Origin of the sequence: Tenacibaculum holothuriorum (genome assembly GCF_002120225.1) — a bacterium.
Taxonomy (GTDB): domain Bacteria; phylum Bacteroidota; class Bacteroidia; order Flavobacteriales; family Flavobacteriaceae; genus Polaribacter; species Polaribacter holothuriorum.
The window spans coordinates 83,006-100,375 of sequence record NZ_LAPZ01000001.1; the positions used below are offsets into that span (position 1 = coordinate 83,006).

Below are 17,370 nucleotides of genomic sequence, written 5' to 3' on the forward strand. Positions count from 1 at the left end.
GTCTCTGTTATATTTGTCACGAAACAACTAAATAAATTTCAAAAGGAATGAAACTTTTTGATAACACCGAGATAGCATTCAAATTAAAGTCAGATTCTGAATTAGAACGCGCTTATTTTTTATTTAAAATGATACAGAACCAACCGATGGTTCGTATAGGTACAGCAGTAACTAATTTTGCATTAAAAGCTCATTTACCTGTAGAAGGATTGATTCGTTCTACGGTATTTGATCATTTTTGTGGTGGAGTTACCGAAGATGATTGTTTACCAAATATTGAAAAAATGTACAACCAAGGAAATGTACATAGTATTTTAGATTATTCGGTAGAAGGTAAAGAAGATGAAGCACAATTTGATGATGCTTTACAAATGACTTTAAAAACTATTGAATTTGCCAAAGAAAAGAATTCAATTCCTTTTGCGGTGTTTAAACCAACCGGGTTTGGTCGTTTTGCATTATATCAAAAATTAACAGAAGGAGAAGAACATACCGAAGAGGAAAAGGTAGAGTGGAATAGAGTAGTAGAGCGTTTTCATACAGTGTGTAAAGCCGCTGTTGAAAAAGATGTTCCTTTATTAATTGATGCTGAAGAAAGTTGGATGCAAGATGCTGCAGACGATTTAATTGAAGAGTTAATGGAAATCTATAATAAAGAAAAGGCCATTGTATTCAATACACTTCAAATGTATCGTCATGATAGAATGGAGTATCTGAAAGGGTTATACAAAAGAGCCCATCAAAAAGATTATCATATCGGTATGAAAGTTGTTCGTGGAGCATATATGGAAAAGGAAAGAGAAAGAGCTGAAGAAAAAGGATATCCTTCACCTATTTGTAAAGACAAACAAGCTACAGACGATAATTATAACGAAGCACTTCGTTTTATGATGGAACATCCTAAAATGGCAATTTTTGCAGGAACTCATAACGAAGAAAGTTCTTATTTATTAATGGATTTAGCTAAAGAGTATAAAATTGATTCAAAAGACAGTAGAATGTGGTTTGGGCAATTGTATGGTATGAGTGATCATATTAGTTTCAATTTAGCAAAAGAAGAATACAACGTTGCTAAATATGTTCCTTTTGGTCCTGTGCGCGATGTGATGCCATATTTAATTCGTAGAGCCGAAGAAAATACTTCGGTAGCAGGTCAAACTTCTCGTGAATTAAATCTATTAAAGACAGAAAAAAAGCGACGTAAGTTATAATGACTACGGTAGATGAAATAAAATTAGCTATCCAAAAAAACAAAAAAAGGTTAGCAAAAGAACTTTCTGAAAGTAAAGAACTGGTGTATCTTATAAGAAAATCGATGACCAGTTCTCTTTCAGAAGAAGAAAAAGAAAAGGTAAAAGAACAATTACTTGATATTTGTAAAGCTGTACCAGCATTTACAGTTTTTATGCTTCCTGGAGGCGCATTATTACTTCCTTTATTAATAAAATTAATTCCAGATATTCTTCCGAGTGCCTTTCGTGAAAGTGATGAAAACTTAGAAGAAGAAAAATAATTCAACTTCCTTATTTAATTCATTTTTAAAACACTAATTTTGCAGCTTCAAAAACGAGCAAGAATGCAATCAATTAGAAATATCGCTATTATAGCACACGTTGACCACGGAAAAACAACTTTGGTAGATAAGATTATAGATCAGGCTAAAATCTTAGACGAGCGTAAAGAACGTACCGATTTATTATTAGATAATAATGATTTAGAGCGTGAAAGAGGAATTACTATTCTTTCTAAAAACGTATCTGTAAACTACAAAGACGTTAAGATTAATGTTATTGATACTCCTGGTCACGCCGATTTTGGTGGAGAAGTAGAGCGTGTATTAAAAATGGCAGATGGTGTTTTATTATTAGTTGATGCTTTCGAAGGACCAATGCCACAAACTCGTTTTGTATTAGGAAAAGCAATCGAATTAGGATTAACTCCAATCGTAGTAGTAAATAAAGTAGATAAAGAAAACTGTACTCCAGATTTAGTACACGAAAAAGTATTTGATTTAATGTTTGCTTTAGAAGCAACAGAAGAGCAGTTAGACTTTACTACCATCTACGGTTCAGCTAAAAATGGTTGGATGAGTACTGATTGGAAGGATGAAAAAACTGATATTATCGATTTATTAGATGCGGTAATTGAAACAATTCCTGAAGCCCCTTACCGTGAAGGATCACCACAAATGCAAATCACTTCGTTAGATTATTCTTCATTTAAAGGAAGAATTGCTATCGGACGTGTATTCCGTGGAGATTTAGAAAAGAATAAAGATTACATGCTTTGTAAAGCAGATGGAACTACCAAGAAAGTTCGTATCAAAGAATTACACGTTTTTGAAGGAATGGGTAAAGCTGAAGCAGACAAAGTACGTAGTGGAGATATCTGTGCTGTAACTGGTATTGACGATTTTGAAATTGGAGATACAATTGCCGATTTAGAAAACCCTGAAGCATTACCAAGAATTGAAGTAGATCAACCTACTATGAGTATGTTATTTACAATTAACAACTCACCATTCTTTGGTAAAGAAGGAAAGTTTGTAACATCTCGTCACTTACGTGATCGTTTATTTAAAGAGATGGAAAAAAACTTAGCTTTACGTGTTGATGAAACTGATACTGAAGATAAATTCAACGTTTTCGGACGTGGAATTCTTCACTTATCAGTATTGATTGAAACCATGCGTCGTGAAGGATATGAATTACAAGTAGGTCGTCCGCAAGTAATTTTAAAAGATATTGATGGAGTTAAATGTGAACCATACGAAACTTTATCGATTGATGTGCCAGAAGATGTAGCTTCAAAAGCTATTAATTTAGTAACATTACGTAAAGGAGATTTATTAGTAATGGAGCCAAAAGGAGATTTACAACATTTAGAGTTTAACATTCCATCTAGAGGGTTAATCGGGTTACGTAATAAGATCTTAACAGCAACTGCTGGTCAAGCTATTATTAACCACCGTTTTAGCGAATACGGTCCTTACAAAGGTGAGTTTAACGACGATTTAAAAGGAGCAATTGTTTCTTCTGAAACAGGAAAAGCAACTGCTTATGCAATTGATCGTTTACAAGATAGAGGTAAATTCTTTATTGATCCTAACCAAGAAATTTATAAAGGTCAAGTAGTTGGAGAAAACTCTAAGCAAGACGATTTAGCAGTAAACTTAATTAAAGGAAAGAAGTTAACAAATGTACGTGCTTCTGGTTCTGATGATGGTGTTAAAATTGCTCCGAAAATCGATTTTTCTTTAGAAGAATGTATGGAATATATTAGACCAGACGAGTATTTAGAAGTTACTCCAGAAAGCTTACGTATGCGTAAGATTAATTTTGTGAAGTAAGATTTTAAAAATATAAAATAGAAACCACCTTTTTTTAGGTGGTTTTGTTTTTTATAAAAAATTTGCATAATTCAAAAATTATTTGAAATATTTGTAATAACAAAACAAAAGACATGAATTTTATTCAATTACATCATCATCATTTTCATACTTGCACTCAAGCGAGCTGAAAATGTATTGAATAAATTCTAAATATATTTAAAAACCCGTTTGAGTAAATCAAACGGGTTTTTTGTTTCTACTGACGTCAAGAAATAACGTTCCTAAAAAAGATTTACTCAAACCAAACTAACGAAAATGAGTAAATTAAAAATAGCCATACAAAAATCAGGAAGACTTAATCAAGATTCTCTACAAATCTTAAAAGACTGCGGAATTTCTATAGACAATGGAAAGGACCAGTTAAAAGCAGCTGCAAGTAATTTTCCTTTAGAAATATTTTATTTACGTAACGGAGATATTCCTCAGTATTTAAAAGACGGTGTAGTAGATGCAGCGATTATTGGAGAAAATTTATTGATAGAAAAAGGAGATGATATTCAATTTATTGAAAAACTAGGATTTTCTAAATGCAAAGTTTCTCTGGCAATTCCTAAATCAGAAGAATACTCTGGATTTCAATATTTTCAGAATAAAAGAATTGCGACTTCTTACCCAGAAACAGTAAAAAGTTTTCTTCAACAAAATAATATTGATGCACAGTTACATATCATTAATGGTTCGGTAGAAATAGCTCCGAATATTGGGTTAGCTGATGGCATTTGCGACATTGTATCAAGCGGTTCTACATTATTTAAAAACAATTTAAAAGAAGTAGAAGTTCTGTTAAAATCGGAAGCAGTACTAGCAGTGTCTCCTAAAATTCAATCTGAAGAAAAAACAATTTTAGATAAGCTTCAATTTAGAATTCAATCAGTTTTAAAAGGAAGAAAATCTAAATACATATTGTTAAATGCTCCAAATGATAAGCTAGAAAAAATCATCAATATTTTACCAGGAATGAGAAGTCCAACGGTGTTGCCATTAGCAGAAGAAGGATGGAGTTCTGTGCACTCAGTATTAGATAAAAATGAGTTTTGGGAAATAATTGATGAGCTTAAAAAGAACGGGGCGGAAGGAATTTTAGTTTGTCCAATCGAAAAAATGGTTGTCTAGCGTTATGATGAAAGTAATTAAAAATCCACCAGTTAGTGAATGGAATTCTATTTGTAAACGAGCTACGTTTGACAAGAATAATCTAACAGAAACAGTGGCTACGATTTTAGAAGAAGTCAAGCTAAATAAAGATAAAGCATTGATTCAATATACAGCATTGTTTGATAAAGTAAAGCTTTCTTCTTTAGAAGTAACGAAGGAAGAAATTTCAGAAGCAAAAAATCTAATATCAAAAGAATTAAAAGAAGCAATTCAACTAGCAAAGTCTAATATTGAAATTTTTCATAATTCACAAAAAGAACAAGAAGTTAAAGTAGAAACTACTGCGGGAGTAACTTGTTGGAGAAAAAGCGTAGCTATTGAAAAAGTCGGATTGTACATTCCTGGAGGAACAGCACCATTATTTTCAACCATTTTAATGTTAGGAATTCCCGCAAAAATAGCTGGATGTAAAGAAATTGTTTTATGTACACCACCTAATAAAAAAGGGGCGATAAATCCAGCAATTTTGTACACGGCTTCGTTAGTGGGCGTAACTAAAATATTCAAAGTTGGAGGCGCTCAAGCTATAGCTGCAATGGGATATGGAACAGAAACCATTCCGAATGTATATAAAATTTTAGGACCAGGAAATCAGTATGTAACAAAGGCAAAAGAGTTGATTCAACAAGAAGGAATTGCTATTGATATGCCTGCAGGACCTAGTGAAGTATTGGTGATTGCAGATGAAACTTCAAATCCAAAATTTGTAGCAGCAGATTTACTTTCTCAAGCAGAACACGGAGTTGATAGTCAAGTAGTATTGCTAACAACAAACGAAGAAGTTGTGGCATCAATAAATGTAGAGTTAGAGAGTCAATTGAATCTTTTGGCGAGAAAAGAAATTGCTTTAAAAGCATTAGAAAATAGTTTTTCTGTTAGTTTAAATTCTATAGAAGAATGTATTCAGTTTAGTAATAAATATGCTCCAGAACATTTGATTATTGCATCAGAGAAAGCATCAATTTATATTGATAAAATAACGAATGCAGGTTCTGTTTTCTTAGGAAATTACAGTTGTGAAAGCGCAGGAGATTACGCAAGCGGAACAAATCATACCTTACCAACTAACGGATATGCTAAAAATTATAGTGGAGTTTCTTTAGACAGTTTTATTAAGAAAATAACATTTCAAGAGGTTACAAAGCAAGGTATTCAAAACATTGGAAATGCTATTGAATTAATGGCAGAAGCAGAAGGTTTACAAGCACATAAGAATGCCGTTACAGTTAGGTTAAACGAGATTAATAACTAAATATTGGTTCGAGAGCAGTCGAGAACTAAGATGAATTATGAGAGAATTTAATTTAGAAAAAATAGTACGTCCAAACATAAAGCAATTAAAAGCCTATTCATCGGCAAGAGATGAATTTAAAGGAGTTGCTGAAGTATATTTAGATGCGAATGAAAATCCGTTTGGAACCTTGAATCGTTATCCAGATCCACAGCAAGTAGAGCTTAAACAAAAGCTTTCAGAAATTAAGAAAGTAAACAATAACCAAATTTTTATAGGTAATGGTAGTGATGAAGTAATTGACTTAGCTTTCAGAATTTTTTGTGAACCTGAAAAAGATAAAGCATTAACATTTTCTCCTTCTTACGGAATGTACGATGTATCAGCAGCAATCAACAATATAGAGTTGATAAAACAACCATTATTAGCCGATTTTCAAATCAATCTAAATCAGTTACAACCCTATTTAGAAATGGAGGATGTAAAACTGATTTTTATTTGTTCACCTAACAATCCTACAGGAAATAGTATCAATAAAGAAGATATAGAATACATCCTCAAAAACTTTAACGGAATTGTAATTATAGATGAAGCGTATATTGATTTTAGTACTTCTGCATCGCTTATTTCAGCGATAGAAGAATATCCAAATTTACTAATAAGTCAAACCTTTAGTAAAGCTTGGGGAATGGCTTCAGCTAGAGTAGGTGTGGGGTATGCAAATCAAGAAATTATCAAATTATATAACAAAGTAAAACCGCCGTATAATGTAAGTTCTTTAAGTCAAGAGGCAGTTTTATCGGTATTAAACAATCAGGAAAAGTTTGAAATAGAGAAGAATATTATTTTAAACGAAAGAGAAAAGGTAATTACTCAATTATCTCAAATATCGAGTGTAAAGAAAATCTATCCAACCGAAGCAAATTTCGTGCTAATTGAAGTTGAAAATGCTGGTAAAATCTATACAGATTTGGTAGAAAAGAACATAATTATAAGAAATAGAAATAGTTTGGTAAACAATTGTTTACGAATTACAATTGGAAGTCCAGAAGAAAATAAAAAACTAATCAACACACTACAAAATTTATAAAATGAAACGAATATTATTTATAGATAGAGACGGAACTTTAATAAAAGAACCTGCCGACGAACAAACGGATTCGTTTGAGAAACTTCAATTTTATCCGAAAGTATTTCAAGGATTAAGTAAAATAGCACAAGAGCTAGATTTTGAGTTGGTTTTGGTAACAAATCAAGATGGATTAGGAACAGAAGTGTATCCAGAAAACACTTTTTGGCCAGTTCACAATTTTATAATGAATACGCTAAAAGAAGAAGGAATAGAATTTTCAGAAGAAATTATTGATAGAACTTTTGCTAAAGACAACCAACCAACCAGAAAACCCAATACAGGTTTGTTAACAAAGTATTTTTCTTCAGCTTATGATTTAGCAAATTCGTATGTAATTGGAGATCGATTAACGGATGTTGAACTTGCCAAAAATCTTGGTTCGAAAGGAATTTATATCAATGATGAAACCTATTTTGGAGCAGATGAAATTACTGTTAAAAGAAGTGAATTAGATGAGTTTATAGCGTTAGAAAGTAATGATTGGAATCAAATCTACGAGTTTTTAAAACTCAAAGAACGTTCTGCTTCTATAGAAAGAAATACCAATGAAACCCAAATAAAAATTGATTTAAACCTTGATGGAACTGGAAAGAGCACTATTGATACAGGAATTGCTTTTTTCGATCATATGTTAGATCAAATTGCACGTCACGGACAGATGGATTTGGATATAAAAGTTAAAGGAGATTTAGAAGTAGATGAACATCATACTATTGAAGATACAGCGATTGCTTTAGGAGAAGTATTTGCCAAGGCTTTAGGAAATAAATTAGGTATTGAACGTTATGGGTTTTGTTTACCTATGGATGATTGTTTAGCACAAGTAGCTATTGATTTTGGTGGACGAAATTGGTTGGTTTGGGATGCTGAATTTAAACGTGAAATGATTGGTAAAATGCCAACGGAAATGTTTTATCACTTCTTTAAATCATTTACAGATGGAGCCAAATGTAATTTAAATATAAAAGCAGAAGGAACGAATGAACACCACAAAATAGAAGCAATTTTCAAAGCATTTGCAAAGGCTATAAAAGTAGCGGTTAAAAGAGATGCTTCTAAGATGATTTTACCATCAACAAAAGGAACGTTATAACATGATTGCAATTATACAGTACAATGCAGGAAATATTCGATCGGTACAAAATGCAATTTCTCGATTAGGATATAAAAGTATTATTACCGATAATCCAGAAGAAATAAAAAAAGCCGATAAAGTAATTTTTCCTGGAGTAGGTGAAGCTAGTTCTGCAATGAATTATTTAAAAGAGAGAAAATTAGATGAAGTTATTTTGTCATTAAAGCAACCAGTTTTAGGTATTTGTTTAGGATTACAGTTATTATGTAAATCTTCTGAAGAAGGAAGTACCACTTGTTTAGGAGTTTTTAATACTCAAACAAAACAATTTCCACCAAAAGACAAGGTACCTCATATAGGATGGAATAATTTTTCAGAATTAAAAGTATCGCCATTATTAGCAGGAATCAATTTAACAGATGATGTCTATTATGTCCACGGATATTACGCAGAGCCTTGTAATGAAACCGTTGCTACCTGTAATTATATAAAAGAATTTAGTTCGGTAATGCAAAAAGACAATTTTTATGCGATGCAGTTTCATCCAGAAAGATCAGCAAGCGTAGGAGAACAATTATTAAAGAATTTTTTGACGTTATAACGTCATTCTGAACTTTTTTCAGAATCACATTTAATTAAATAGAAAATGAGAATTATACCCGCTATAGATATTATTGAAGGAAAATGTGTGCGTCTTACCAAAGGAGATTATGACACAAAAAAAATATACAATGAAAATCCGTTAGAAGTAGCCAAAGAATTTGAAGCAAACGGAATACAATATTTACATTTAGTAGATTTAGACGGAGCCAAATCAAGCAAAATTGTCAATTATAAAATACTAGAGCAAATAGCTTCCAAAACGAATTTAAAAATAGACTTTGGAGGCGGATTAAAATCTAATGAAGATGCAAAAGTAGCTTTTGAAAGTGGAGCTAGTCAAATTACAGGAGGAAGTATTGCTGTAAAAAAAACAGATACTTTTATCAATTGGGTATCAAAATATGGAAGTAGTAAAATTATACTAGGAGCAGATTGTAAAAATAGAAAAATAGCAACTAACGGTTGGTTACAAACTTCTGAAGTAGATGTAGTCGATTTTATTAAGGATTATGAAGAGATAGGAGTACAAAATGTTATTTGTACCGACGTTGCTAAAGACGGGATGTTACAAGGAACCTCAAATGAATTGTACGAAGAAATTCTGCAAAAAACAGGAATAAATTTAATAGCAAGTGGAGGAGTTGCTAGTTTAGAAGACTTGTATAAACTTAAAGAACTAGGTTGTGAAGGAGTAATAATAGGAAAAGCTATTTATGAAGGAAAAATAACGTTAAAAGAATTACAAAAGCTATGTTAAAAAAGAGAATTATTCCGTGTTTAGACATAAAAAATGGTAGAACTGTAAAGGGAGTTAATTTTGTAGACATAAAAGATGCAGGTGATCCTGTTGAATTGGCAAAACAATACGTAGTTCAAGGAGCAGATGAATTGGTGTTTTTAGATATTACAGCAACCTTAGAAAATAGAAAAACTTTAGTAAAACTGGTAGAAACTATTGCTAAAGAAATCAATATTCCATTTACAGTGGGTGGGGGTATTAGCTCAGTAGAGGATGCTTTAGCTTTAATAAAAGCAGGAGCAGATAAGGTGAGTGTTAATTCTTCCGCAGTAAAAAATTCGCAGTTAATTGTTGATTTAAAAGAACGCTTCGGAAGTCAGTTTGTTGTCGTAGCCATAGACACCAAAAATATAGATGGAAATTGGAAAGTTTTTACCAAAGGAGGAACTTTTGAAACCAATTTAGAAACTGTTGCTTGGGCAAAAGAAGTTGAAAAACTAGGAGCAGGTGAAATATTACTAACTTCAATGAATAGCGACGGTACCAAAAATGGATTCGATTTAGGAGTAACCAGAGCAGTAAGTACAAATGTTAATATTCCTGTTATAGCATCAGGAGGAGCAGGTAGTGTAGAACATTTTGAAGAAGTATTTACTCAAACAGAAGCCAGTGCAGGACTTGCAGCAAGTATTTTTCACTTTGGAGAAATTCCAATTCCACAGTTAAAAACAGCATTAAAAGAAAATAATATTCCAGTAAGATGAAGATAGATTTCAATAAAAGTAAAGACGGATTGGTTCCAGTAATTATACAAAACAATTGCACTCTGCAAGTATTAATGTTAGGGTATATGAATAAAGAAGCTTTTCTTAAAACTCAACAAGAAGGTAAGGTGACTTTTTTCAGTAGATCAAAAAACAGATTATGGACAAAAGGCGAAGAATCGGGTAATTTTTTATTAGTTAATGATATTAAAGTTGATTGTGATAACGATACCATATTAATAAAAACTACGCCCAAAGGTCCAACTTGTCATAAAGGCACAACTTCATGTTTTGCAGAAGAAACCACTAAAGGTTTCTTGTACGAGTTAGAAAATATTATTTCTAATAGAATAGATACTAATGACGAAGATTCTTACACAAATAAGTTATTTAAAAGAGGAATTAACAAAGTAGCCCAAAAAGTTGGAGAAGAAGCTGTAGAATTAGTTATAGAAGCAAAAGACAATAATGATGAGTTGTTTATTAATGAAGCAGCAGATTTAATGTATCATTATTTAGTGTTGTTAAAGGCTAAAAACCTTAGTATTAGTGATGTAGAGTCTATTTTGAAATCAAGAAATTAACTTTTGTTTAACAAAAACAATTATTTATTAAACAAAAATTTTGTAACTTTGAACCACTTGCTGATTATTGTATCTCATCAGCAAGTATTTTTTGATCTAGATTATTTTTGTTTAATTAAATATTTAAATAGTTAAACAAAGTCAAAGAAAGCTGAAAATTTGACTATAAAACATTAGAGTAAGCCTAATTAAAAACAGCACAACCATGTTAACCAAAAAGAATTTTTTTAAGTTATCATTAATGCTATTCATTTCTTTTAGCATTACGACCTTCTTTACATCTTGTGATGATGATGATCCAGTAATTCAAAAAGATAGTATTGTACAAACTGCTATCAAATCGTCTAATTTAAGTAGTTTAGTTGCCGCATTACAAAAGGCAGATTTAGTTTCAGCACTAGAAGCAAATGGTCCTTTTACGGTATTTGCTCCAACTAATGAAGCTTTTCAGGCTTTATTAGATGCTAATAATTCTTGGAATACACTAGATGATATTCCAGTTGAAACATTAAAAGCTGTACTATTATATCATGTAGTTGCAGCCAAAGCCCTTTCTACAGATTTAAGTAATGGACAAGAATTAACTACTTTAAATGGAGCTAAAATTACAGTAGATTTATCAAATGGAGTACAATTAAAAACAGGTTCAGACCAAACTGTTACTGTTACTAACGCTAATATTGATGCTTCTAATGGAGTAGTACATCTTATAGATAAAGTTATGTTACCAGATGCTTTATTTATGAGTATTGTAGGTATTGCAACAAGTAATAATAACTTTTCTACATTGGTAGCTGCATTACAAAAAGCCGATTTGGTTTCAGCTTTACAAGCAGATGGACCCTTTACAGTATTTGCACCTACAAATGATGCTTTTCAATCTTTATTAGATTCTAAAGCAGCTTGGAGTTCTTTAGATGATATTCCTGTAGAAACATTAAAATCAGTTTTATTATATCACGTTGTATCTGCCAAAGCTTTTTCTAAAGATTTAAGTAACGGACAAGAGTTAACAACTTTAAATGGAGCTAAAACCACAGTAGATTTATCGAATGGAGTAAAATTAACTACAGCTTCAGGTCAATCGGTAGGAGTAACCACACCAGATGTTCAAGCATCTAATGGAGTTATTCATATTGTTGATGCTGTTATGTTACCAGAAGCCCTACCTAAAGATATTACCGATTTAGCTATTGCTACTCCAGCTTTAAGCAGTTTGGTTGCTGCGTTACAAAAAGCCGATTTGGTTTCAGCTCTACAAACAAATGGACCTTTCACAGTATTTGCTCCAACGAATGAAGCTTTTCAAGCTTTATTAGATTCAAATGCTTCTTGGAATAGTTTAGATGATATCCCGGTAGAAACACTAAAAACCGTTTTATTGTTTCATGTATTAAGTGGTAAAGTTGTCTCAGGAGATTTGTCAGATACATATGTAAAAACGCTGGCAACTGGTCCTAATGACGAAAATTTATCATTACAAGTAGAAGTTACTGGAGGAATAGAATTTAATGGAGATTCTAAACCTATTGATGTTAATATAGAGGCTTCTAATGGAATAATACATACTATAGATAAAGTTATGTTACCACCCAATATTGTAACTCTAGCTTTAAACAATGCAGGCTTTACAAGTTTAGTAGCTGCTTTAACAGATTCTAGACACACTACCGATTTTGTTGCTTTACTAAAACAAGACGGACCATACACTGTTTTTACACCGACAAATAATGCATTTCAAGCTTTATTAGATTCTAATAATATGTGGAATTCTCTTAGCGATATTCCAATTGCTACTCTCGAAGCAGTTTTAAAATACCATGTTTTTGGTGGAGGAAATGTACAATCGGATCAATTAACCGATAATCAAGAAATTACCATGTTTGACGGAAATAAAGTTACCGTAGACTTAACCAATGGAGCTAAATTAGAAACTGGTTCAGGTCAATCTGTAACAATTTCTTTAACCGATGTTCAAGGAACAAATGGGGTAATTCATGTGGTTGATAAAGTGCTGTTGCCAAATTAAAGTGCCCAAATCTTTTTAACCTCGGTTTTAAGGTTGTAAACAAATTTGTTTACAACCTTTCTACTTTTCAAAAGAAATAAAAACTATTTTTAAATTAGAACTCTACAGAGATTGAAGTATCGTAATACTTTTTAGAACTAACAAAATAACTATACTCGGTTAGTAATACTTTCTTATACTTTCTATTGAATATGTTTTTGTAATAGTTAAGTTCATCAATATTTTTAGCATTGTATAAAATTCGTTCTTCATTATTATTAACCTTACCTGTAACCAAAATTTGATATTTATTTTTAGTCTCTGAACCTTTATAACTTGTAGAAAAAACAACTTTAGAAATAGTAAATTTTTGAGCTTTGTTGTTATATTTTTGAGGAGACTTAAAGTAAAAGTTCTCGTATTTACTTTGAGTAGCTTTAAGTTTTAAATTAGGTTTTTGGGCTAATAGTGTAAAAGAGCTTATAAAAAAAACGATATATATAAATGAATTTCTCATAATGTTTTAGTTTTAACTTGTTGATTATAAAGTTACTAAAAACTATTTTATTGATTTTTTCTAAAGGTAGATAAAAAATAACGTGAAGAGATAATACGAAGTTTTAAAAGCTTATTTACGTATTTTTGCAGGATGAAAGAAGAGTTACAACAGCTTTTTACAGCTTTAAAAGATAGTATTACCCAAAACGAATTTGTTAAGTTAACACTAAGCAAACCCATAAGAAAGAGTGATGAGTTGCCTAATGTATATATTCGTCAAATTGAACTTAGAGGAGAGTTAAGTTTTCAATTTTTATATAGATATACTACAAACGATCAAGTAAAAAATTATTCTTTAGAAGAAAGCTATGTTGTATTAGAAGAATTACTTTCAGAAAAATTTAGAGCAGCTACATTGTTTACATTGTCTAATGATTTATTGGTGTTTATTTCTAAAAAGAAAAAGGTAAATTATAAAACAAATAACCCTAGTTTTAAAAATAAATTACCAGAAACTCACGATAAGCAAAAAGTAAAAAGAGCAGAAAAAAGCCCATACTTATTTCACTTAGGAATTACCGATAAAGAAGGAAATGTAATTCCTAAAATGGCAGATAAATATCGTCAAATAAATAAGTATTTAGAAATTATAGAAGCACAGTTAAAATCAGTAAAACTATCAAAGAGTATTCGTATTGTAGATATGGGCTCAGGTAAAGGTTACTTAACTTTTGCTTTGTATGATTATTTAGTAAATAAAAAAGAATATAAAGCTACTGTAACTGGAATAGAATTGCGTGAAAATTTGGTAAACTATTGTAATGACATTGCAAAAAAATGTGATTTTACAAAATTAAGCTTCGTTGCACAACCTATTCAAGAATATGATAACGATAAAATAGATATTTTGATAGCATTACATGCTTGCGATACAGCTACAGACGATGCTATTTTCAAAGGGTTGTCTGCGAAAGCTGAGTTAATCATTTGCGCTCCATGTTGTCATAAACAAATCCGCCAACAAGTAAAAGGGAAAGAGCAGGAAAGTCCATTGTTAAAATATGGCATTTTTAAAGAGCGTCAGTTTGAAATGGTTACTGATACTATTCGAGCTTTAATTCTCGAAAAAAATAATTATAATACTAAAGTTTTTGAGTTTATAAGTAACGAGCATACTCGCAAAAATGTAATGTTAATTGGTGCTAAATCTTCAAAGAAGGTAGATACTGAAAGGATAGATGATAAGATTACGAATCTAAAAGAAGCTTACCAGATTAAAGAGCATTATTTAGAATCTCTTATATAAATAATTGATTAGTAGTTTTTAATACGAATTTTCCTTACTTTTATAAAGATGAAAGGGGAAATATCATTAATTTTTAGAGAGCTAGATTTATCTGAAGAAGAAATAACTTACCTAGCAAGTTTATTCAGAAGAGAAACGGTAAAAAAAGGAGAACTAATTCTGAATACTAATGAAGAAATAAAGCATCAATATTATGTTTTAGATGGTTGTTTACGTACTTATTTTGTAGATAACCTAGGAAAAGAACACACTATTCAATTTGCTGTACACGATTGGTGGATTACCGATTATATTAGTTATTTCTTAGAAGAAGAATCAATACTAACAATTGAGTGTATAAAAGATTCTGTTTTATTAAGAGTAGAAAAAGACGATTTTGAAGAGGCTTTAAGAAAGATTCCAGCTTTAGAATGTTTTATAAGGAAAAAGATAGAACGCTTTTTAGCCAAATCTCATAAAAGAATGTTGGCAGTATTATCTCAAACAGCAAAAAGTAGGTATATAGAATTTGCTAAAACGTACCCGAACATCGAACAACACGTTAAGAATTATCATATTGCATCTTATTTAGGTATTACCACTCAGAGTTTGAGTAGAATAAGAAAAGAAATTTATAAAATGGATTATTAATATACTTTCATGAAAGAATCTAAAGTATTAATTATAGCTGCTTTTTTTGCTATTTATGTTATTTGGGGCTCAACGTATTTATTAAACAAAATATTAGTAACCGAAGTATCTCCTTTATTAATCGCTGCTACAAGGTTTTTTAGTGCAGGTGTTTTAATTATTTTAATTGCTACTTTATTAGGTAAATCAATAAAAATTACCAAAAGTGAATTTATAAATACAGTTATTGCAGGGTTTTTGTTTTTAGTGTACGGAAATGGTGTTTTTGTTTGGGCTTTAAAATATATTGATAGTGGCTTTGCAGCATTATTAGCCTCAACACAACCATTATTTGTATTACTATTGATGAGGTTATTAGATGGAAAAAAAATGCAAAAACAATCTATTATAGGCATAGTTCTAGGTTTTATTGGAATGTATTTATTGGTAAGTCAAAATGAAATTACAACGTCAGAAGGAACTTTACTAGGAATTTTTATGATTTTTACTTGCTTATTAAGTTGGAGTTATGGAAGTGTATTTGTAGCAAAAGCAAATTTACCCAAGAATTTCTTTGTAAGTACAGGTTATCAAATGCTTATTGCTGGGGTTTTGTTATTCTTCAGTTCTTTATTGTTTAGAGAAGAATGGATATCTCCATTAACCTGGTCATTCAAAGCACAAACTTCTATGGTTTTATTAATTTTCTTCGGAAGTATAGTTGCTTTCACAGCCTTTAATTATTTATTAAAAGAAGTTTCTACTGAAAAAGTATCAACATCTGCATACGTAAATCCTGTTGTAGCATTATTTTTAGGATGGTATTTTTTAGATGAAGAGTTAACTACGCAATCTATAATTGCTTCGATAATATTGTTGTCAGGAGTTTATTTTATAACATCAAGAAAACGAGTTTCAAAACTTAAGACCACCAAACCACAAAAAATTTAATAACTTCTCCATTTTGCTTTTTCATCCAACAAAGAGGTGCATTCTCTTGAAGTAGATATTTCTCTACATCATTTTTGAAGTTTTCGAAGTTCGACCAATTTATATTAGAGTGAGGTTCTACCAACCAATCAAGTTTATTTGGAATGTAAAATTTACATGAAGAGAATAGCTTTAATTGCTTAGGGTAAATATAAAATCCGTAAACACAATTATTATTTAAACTTGTAGAAAATTGTTCCTGTTTTTTCAAAGGAATGAATAGTTGAGCTTTAAAATAAACTTGCTGTTTAATCGTAGAAGAATTTAAATTCAGTTCGTTTAAATATGGTTTAGAATAGTTAGAGTAGAGGAGAGGAAGTTGTTTTTCTTTAAGCTTAGTAAGCTTTTGTAAGAGAGAATCTCGTCTGTTAGGTCCAATCCAATGATCTACTTCAGAACTTCCAACTGACTCATCATACAAATAAAACTTATAAATAATTTCTAAATGAGTAGGAACATTGTCTTTTGTTAGTAAACAATCTAATTCGCCTAAAGTAATTTTATCATTTTGAATTTGAATGTTTTCTGCCAAAACATCAACTGAATTATCTTGTTGTAATTCTTGAGATACAAAGCGTTCAACTAATTTACCTAGTCTTAATTTTTTATTTATAGTTTGAGAAAATGTTGAGGTTTTGTTAGAAACTGTTTCAAATTGTATCAAATCAAAAACACCTTTTCCATGCCATAGAAAAGGTGTTTTTAAAAATCCTTCGTATTGTAATTGTAAGTCTTTTTGTTTTTGGTGCATAAAAAGAATTACTCTTTAATTCCTAATTTATCTAATACTAATTTAGTAATGTCAAATCGTTCATCAATATAACCAAATTGATTTCCATTTGTCGTTAAAATTTGTGTATAACCATTAGCTTTTGCTACTTCAGCAATTACTTCGCTTAACTTTTTATATAATGGACGCATATATTCATCTCTTTGAATTTGCATCATTTTAGTGCCATTTACTCTAAACTTTTGCATTTCTTGCTCCATCTTTTGTAATTCAGCAATTCTAGTTTGCTTATCAGTATCGGTCATTATCTTTTCTTCAGCTTTGTAAGACTCAACTTTTTTCTGATATTCTTTAGCTTTAATATTAAAAGATGAATCTAATTTTTTACCAGCAGTTTCAATTCTTCTTAATACATTTTTCATTTGAGGCATTTTGCCAATAATTATATCGCTATTAACGGTACCTACTTTTGTTTGTGCTATTGATATTGTAGAGAAAAGTATTGTTGCTAATACTAAAATTTTTGATTTCATGTTTTATTGTTTTCGACAAATA

General features: G+C 30.8%; 18 protein-coding genes. 15 read left to right on the top strand and 3 right to left on the bottom strand.

The window, feature by feature from the left end; all coding sequences use genetic code 11:
• The first annotated feature begins 47 nt into the window (after positions 1–47).
• From WH52_RS00405 to WH52_RS14995, 12 genes are all read left to right on the top strand, one after another.
• A complete protein-coding gene (locus WH52_RS00405) occupies positions 48–1,211 on the top strand; it encodes a proline dehydrogenase family protein (RefSeq protein WP_086028947.1) in 1,164 nt (387 codons plus the stop codon).
• Positions 1,211–1,513, top strand: a complete 303-nt coding sequence (locus WH52_RS00410; protein WP_086028948.1) for an LETM1 domain-containing protein — start codon at positions 1,211–1,213, stop codon at positions 1,511–1,513. Before WH52_RS00405 ends, WH52_RS00410 begins: the two co-directional genes overlap by 1 nt.
• 63 nt (positions 1,514–1,576) lie before the next feature.
• Positions 1,577–3,349 (top strand): translational GTPase TypA, encoded by a 1,773-nt coding sequence (gene typA, locus WH52_RS00415; RefSeq protein WP_086028949.1) that lies wholly within the window; start codon positions 1,577–1,579, stop codon positions 3,347–3,349.
• Positions 3,350–3,646: 297 nt separating this feature from the next.
• Positions 3,647–4,504 carry an ATP phosphoribosyltransferase gene (gene hisG, locus WH52_RS00420; RefSeq protein ID WP_086028950.1) on the top strand — a complete coding sequence of 286 codons (858 nt, stop codon included), beginning with the start codon at positions 3,647–3,649 and terminating at the stop codon, positions 4,502–4,504.
• 7 nt (positions 4,505–4,511) lie between these two features.
• Positions 4,512–5,798, top strand: coding sequence for a histidinol dehydrogenase (gene hisD, locus WH52_RS00425; protein ID WP_086028951.1), 1,287 nt, complete (start codon positions 4,512–4,514; stop codon positions 5,796–5,798).
• Between the two features lie 37 nt (positions 5,799–5,835).
• Positions 5,836–6,867, top strand: a complete 1,032-nt coding sequence (hisC, locus tag WH52_RS00430; protein ID WP_086028952.1) for a histidinol-phosphate transaminase — start codon at positions 5,836–5,838, stop codon at positions 6,865–6,867.
• A 1-nt stretch (position 6,868) separates the two neighbouring features.
• Positions 6,869–8,002 (top strand): bifunctional histidinol-phosphatase/imidazoleglycerol-phosphate dehydratase HisB, encoded by a 1,134-nt coding sequence (gene hisB / locus WH52_RS00435; RefSeq protein ID WP_086028953.1) that lies wholly within the window; start codon positions 6,869–6,871, stop codon positions 8,000–8,002.
• 1 nt (position 8,003) lies between these two features.
• Complete coding sequence (hisH, locus tag WH52_RS00440; RefSeq protein WP_086028954.1) at positions 8,004–8,585, top strand: imidazole glycerol phosphate synthase subunit HisH; 582 nt, start codon at positions 8,004–8,006, stop codon at positions 8,583–8,585.
• A 45-nt stretch (positions 8,586–8,630) separates the two neighbouring features.
• On the top strand, positions 8,631–9,344 hold the full coding sequence (gene hisA, locus WH52_RS00445; protein WP_086028955.1) for a 1-(5-phosphoribosyl)-5-[(5-phosphoribosylamino)methylideneamino]imidazole-4-carboxamide isomerase: 714 nt from the start codon (positions 8,631–8,633) through the stop codon (positions 9,342–9,344).
• The gene (hisF, locus tag WH52_RS00450; RefSeq protein ID WP_086028956.1) at positions 9,338–10,090 is read left to right on the top strand and encodes an imidazole glycerol phosphate synthase subunit HisF; all 753 of its coding nucleotides are present in this window, start codon (positions 9,338–9,340) and stop codon (positions 10,088–10,090) included. Before hisA ends, hisF begins: the two co-directional genes overlap by 7 nt.
• Entirely contained in the window at positions 10,087–10,674 is a 588-nt protein-coding gene (gene hisIE / locus WH52_RS00455) for a bifunctional phosphoribosyl-AMP cyclohydrolase/phosphoribosyl-ATP diphosphatase HisIE (protein WP_086028957.1), read from the top strand. Before hisF ends, hisIE begins: the two co-directional genes overlap by 4 nt.
• Before the next feature lie 205 nt (positions 10,675–10,879).
• The gene (locus tag WH52_RS14995; RefSeq protein WP_086028958.1) at positions 10,880–12,703 is read left to right on the top strand and encodes a fasciclin domain-containing protein; all 1,824 of its coding nucleotides are present in this window, start codon (positions 10,880–10,882) and stop codon (positions 12,701–12,703) included.
• 94 nt (positions 12,704–12,797) lie between these two features.
• On the opposite strand, the gene WH52_RS00465 is transcribed toward WH52_RS14995, so the two are convergent.
• On the bottom strand, positions 12,798–13,199 hold the full coding sequence (locus WH52_RS00465; RefSeq protein ID WP_086028959.1) for a hypothetical protein: 402 nt from the start codon (positions 13,197–13,199) through the stop codon (positions 12,798–12,800).
• Between the two features lie 132 nt (positions 13,200–13,331).
• On the opposite strand from WH52_RS00465, the gene WH52_RS00470 reads away from it, so the two are divergent.
• From WH52_RS00470 to WH52_RS00480, 3 genes are read left to right on the top strand one after another with little or no spacing between them, the layout of a single operon-like run.
• Entirely contained in the window at positions 13,332–14,486 is a 1,155-nt protein-coding gene (locus WH52_RS00470) for a class I SAM-dependent methyltransferase (RefSeq protein WP_086028960.1), read from the top strand.
• Between the two features lie 48 nt (positions 14,487–14,534).
• Positions 14,535–15,116 carry a Crp/Fnr family transcriptional regulator gene (locus WH52_RS00475; protein WP_086028961.1) on the top strand — a complete coding sequence of 194 codons (582 nt, stop codon included), beginning with the start codon at positions 14,535–14,537 and terminating at the stop codon, positions 15,114–15,116.
• 9 nt (positions 15,117–15,125) lie between these two features.
• A complete protein-coding gene (locus WH52_RS00480) occupies positions 15,126–16,046 on the top strand; it encodes an EamA family transporter (protein ID WP_086028962.1) in 921 nt (306 codons plus the stop codon).
• Here WH52_RS00480 and WH52_RS00485 read toward each other — a convergent pair.
• Together WH52_RS00485 and WH52_RS00490 are read right to left on the bottom strand one after the other, a co-directional pair.
• Complete coding sequence (locus WH52_RS00485) at positions 16,018–16,836, bottom strand: DUF1853 family protein (RefSeq protein WP_086028963.1); 819 nt, start codon at positions 16,834–16,836, stop codon at positions 16,018–16,020. The two genes, WH52_RS00480 and WH52_RS00485, sit on opposite strands and share 29 nt — an antisense overlap.
• 8 nt (positions 16,837–16,844) lie before the next feature.
• Positions 16,845–17,348 carry an OmpH family outer membrane protein gene (locus WH52_RS00490; protein ID WP_086028964.1) on the bottom strand — a complete coding sequence of 168 codons (504 nt, stop codon included), beginning with the start codon at positions 17,346–17,348 and terminating at the stop codon, positions 16,845–16,847.
• Between the last annotated feature and the right edge of the window lie 22 nt (positions 17,349–17,370).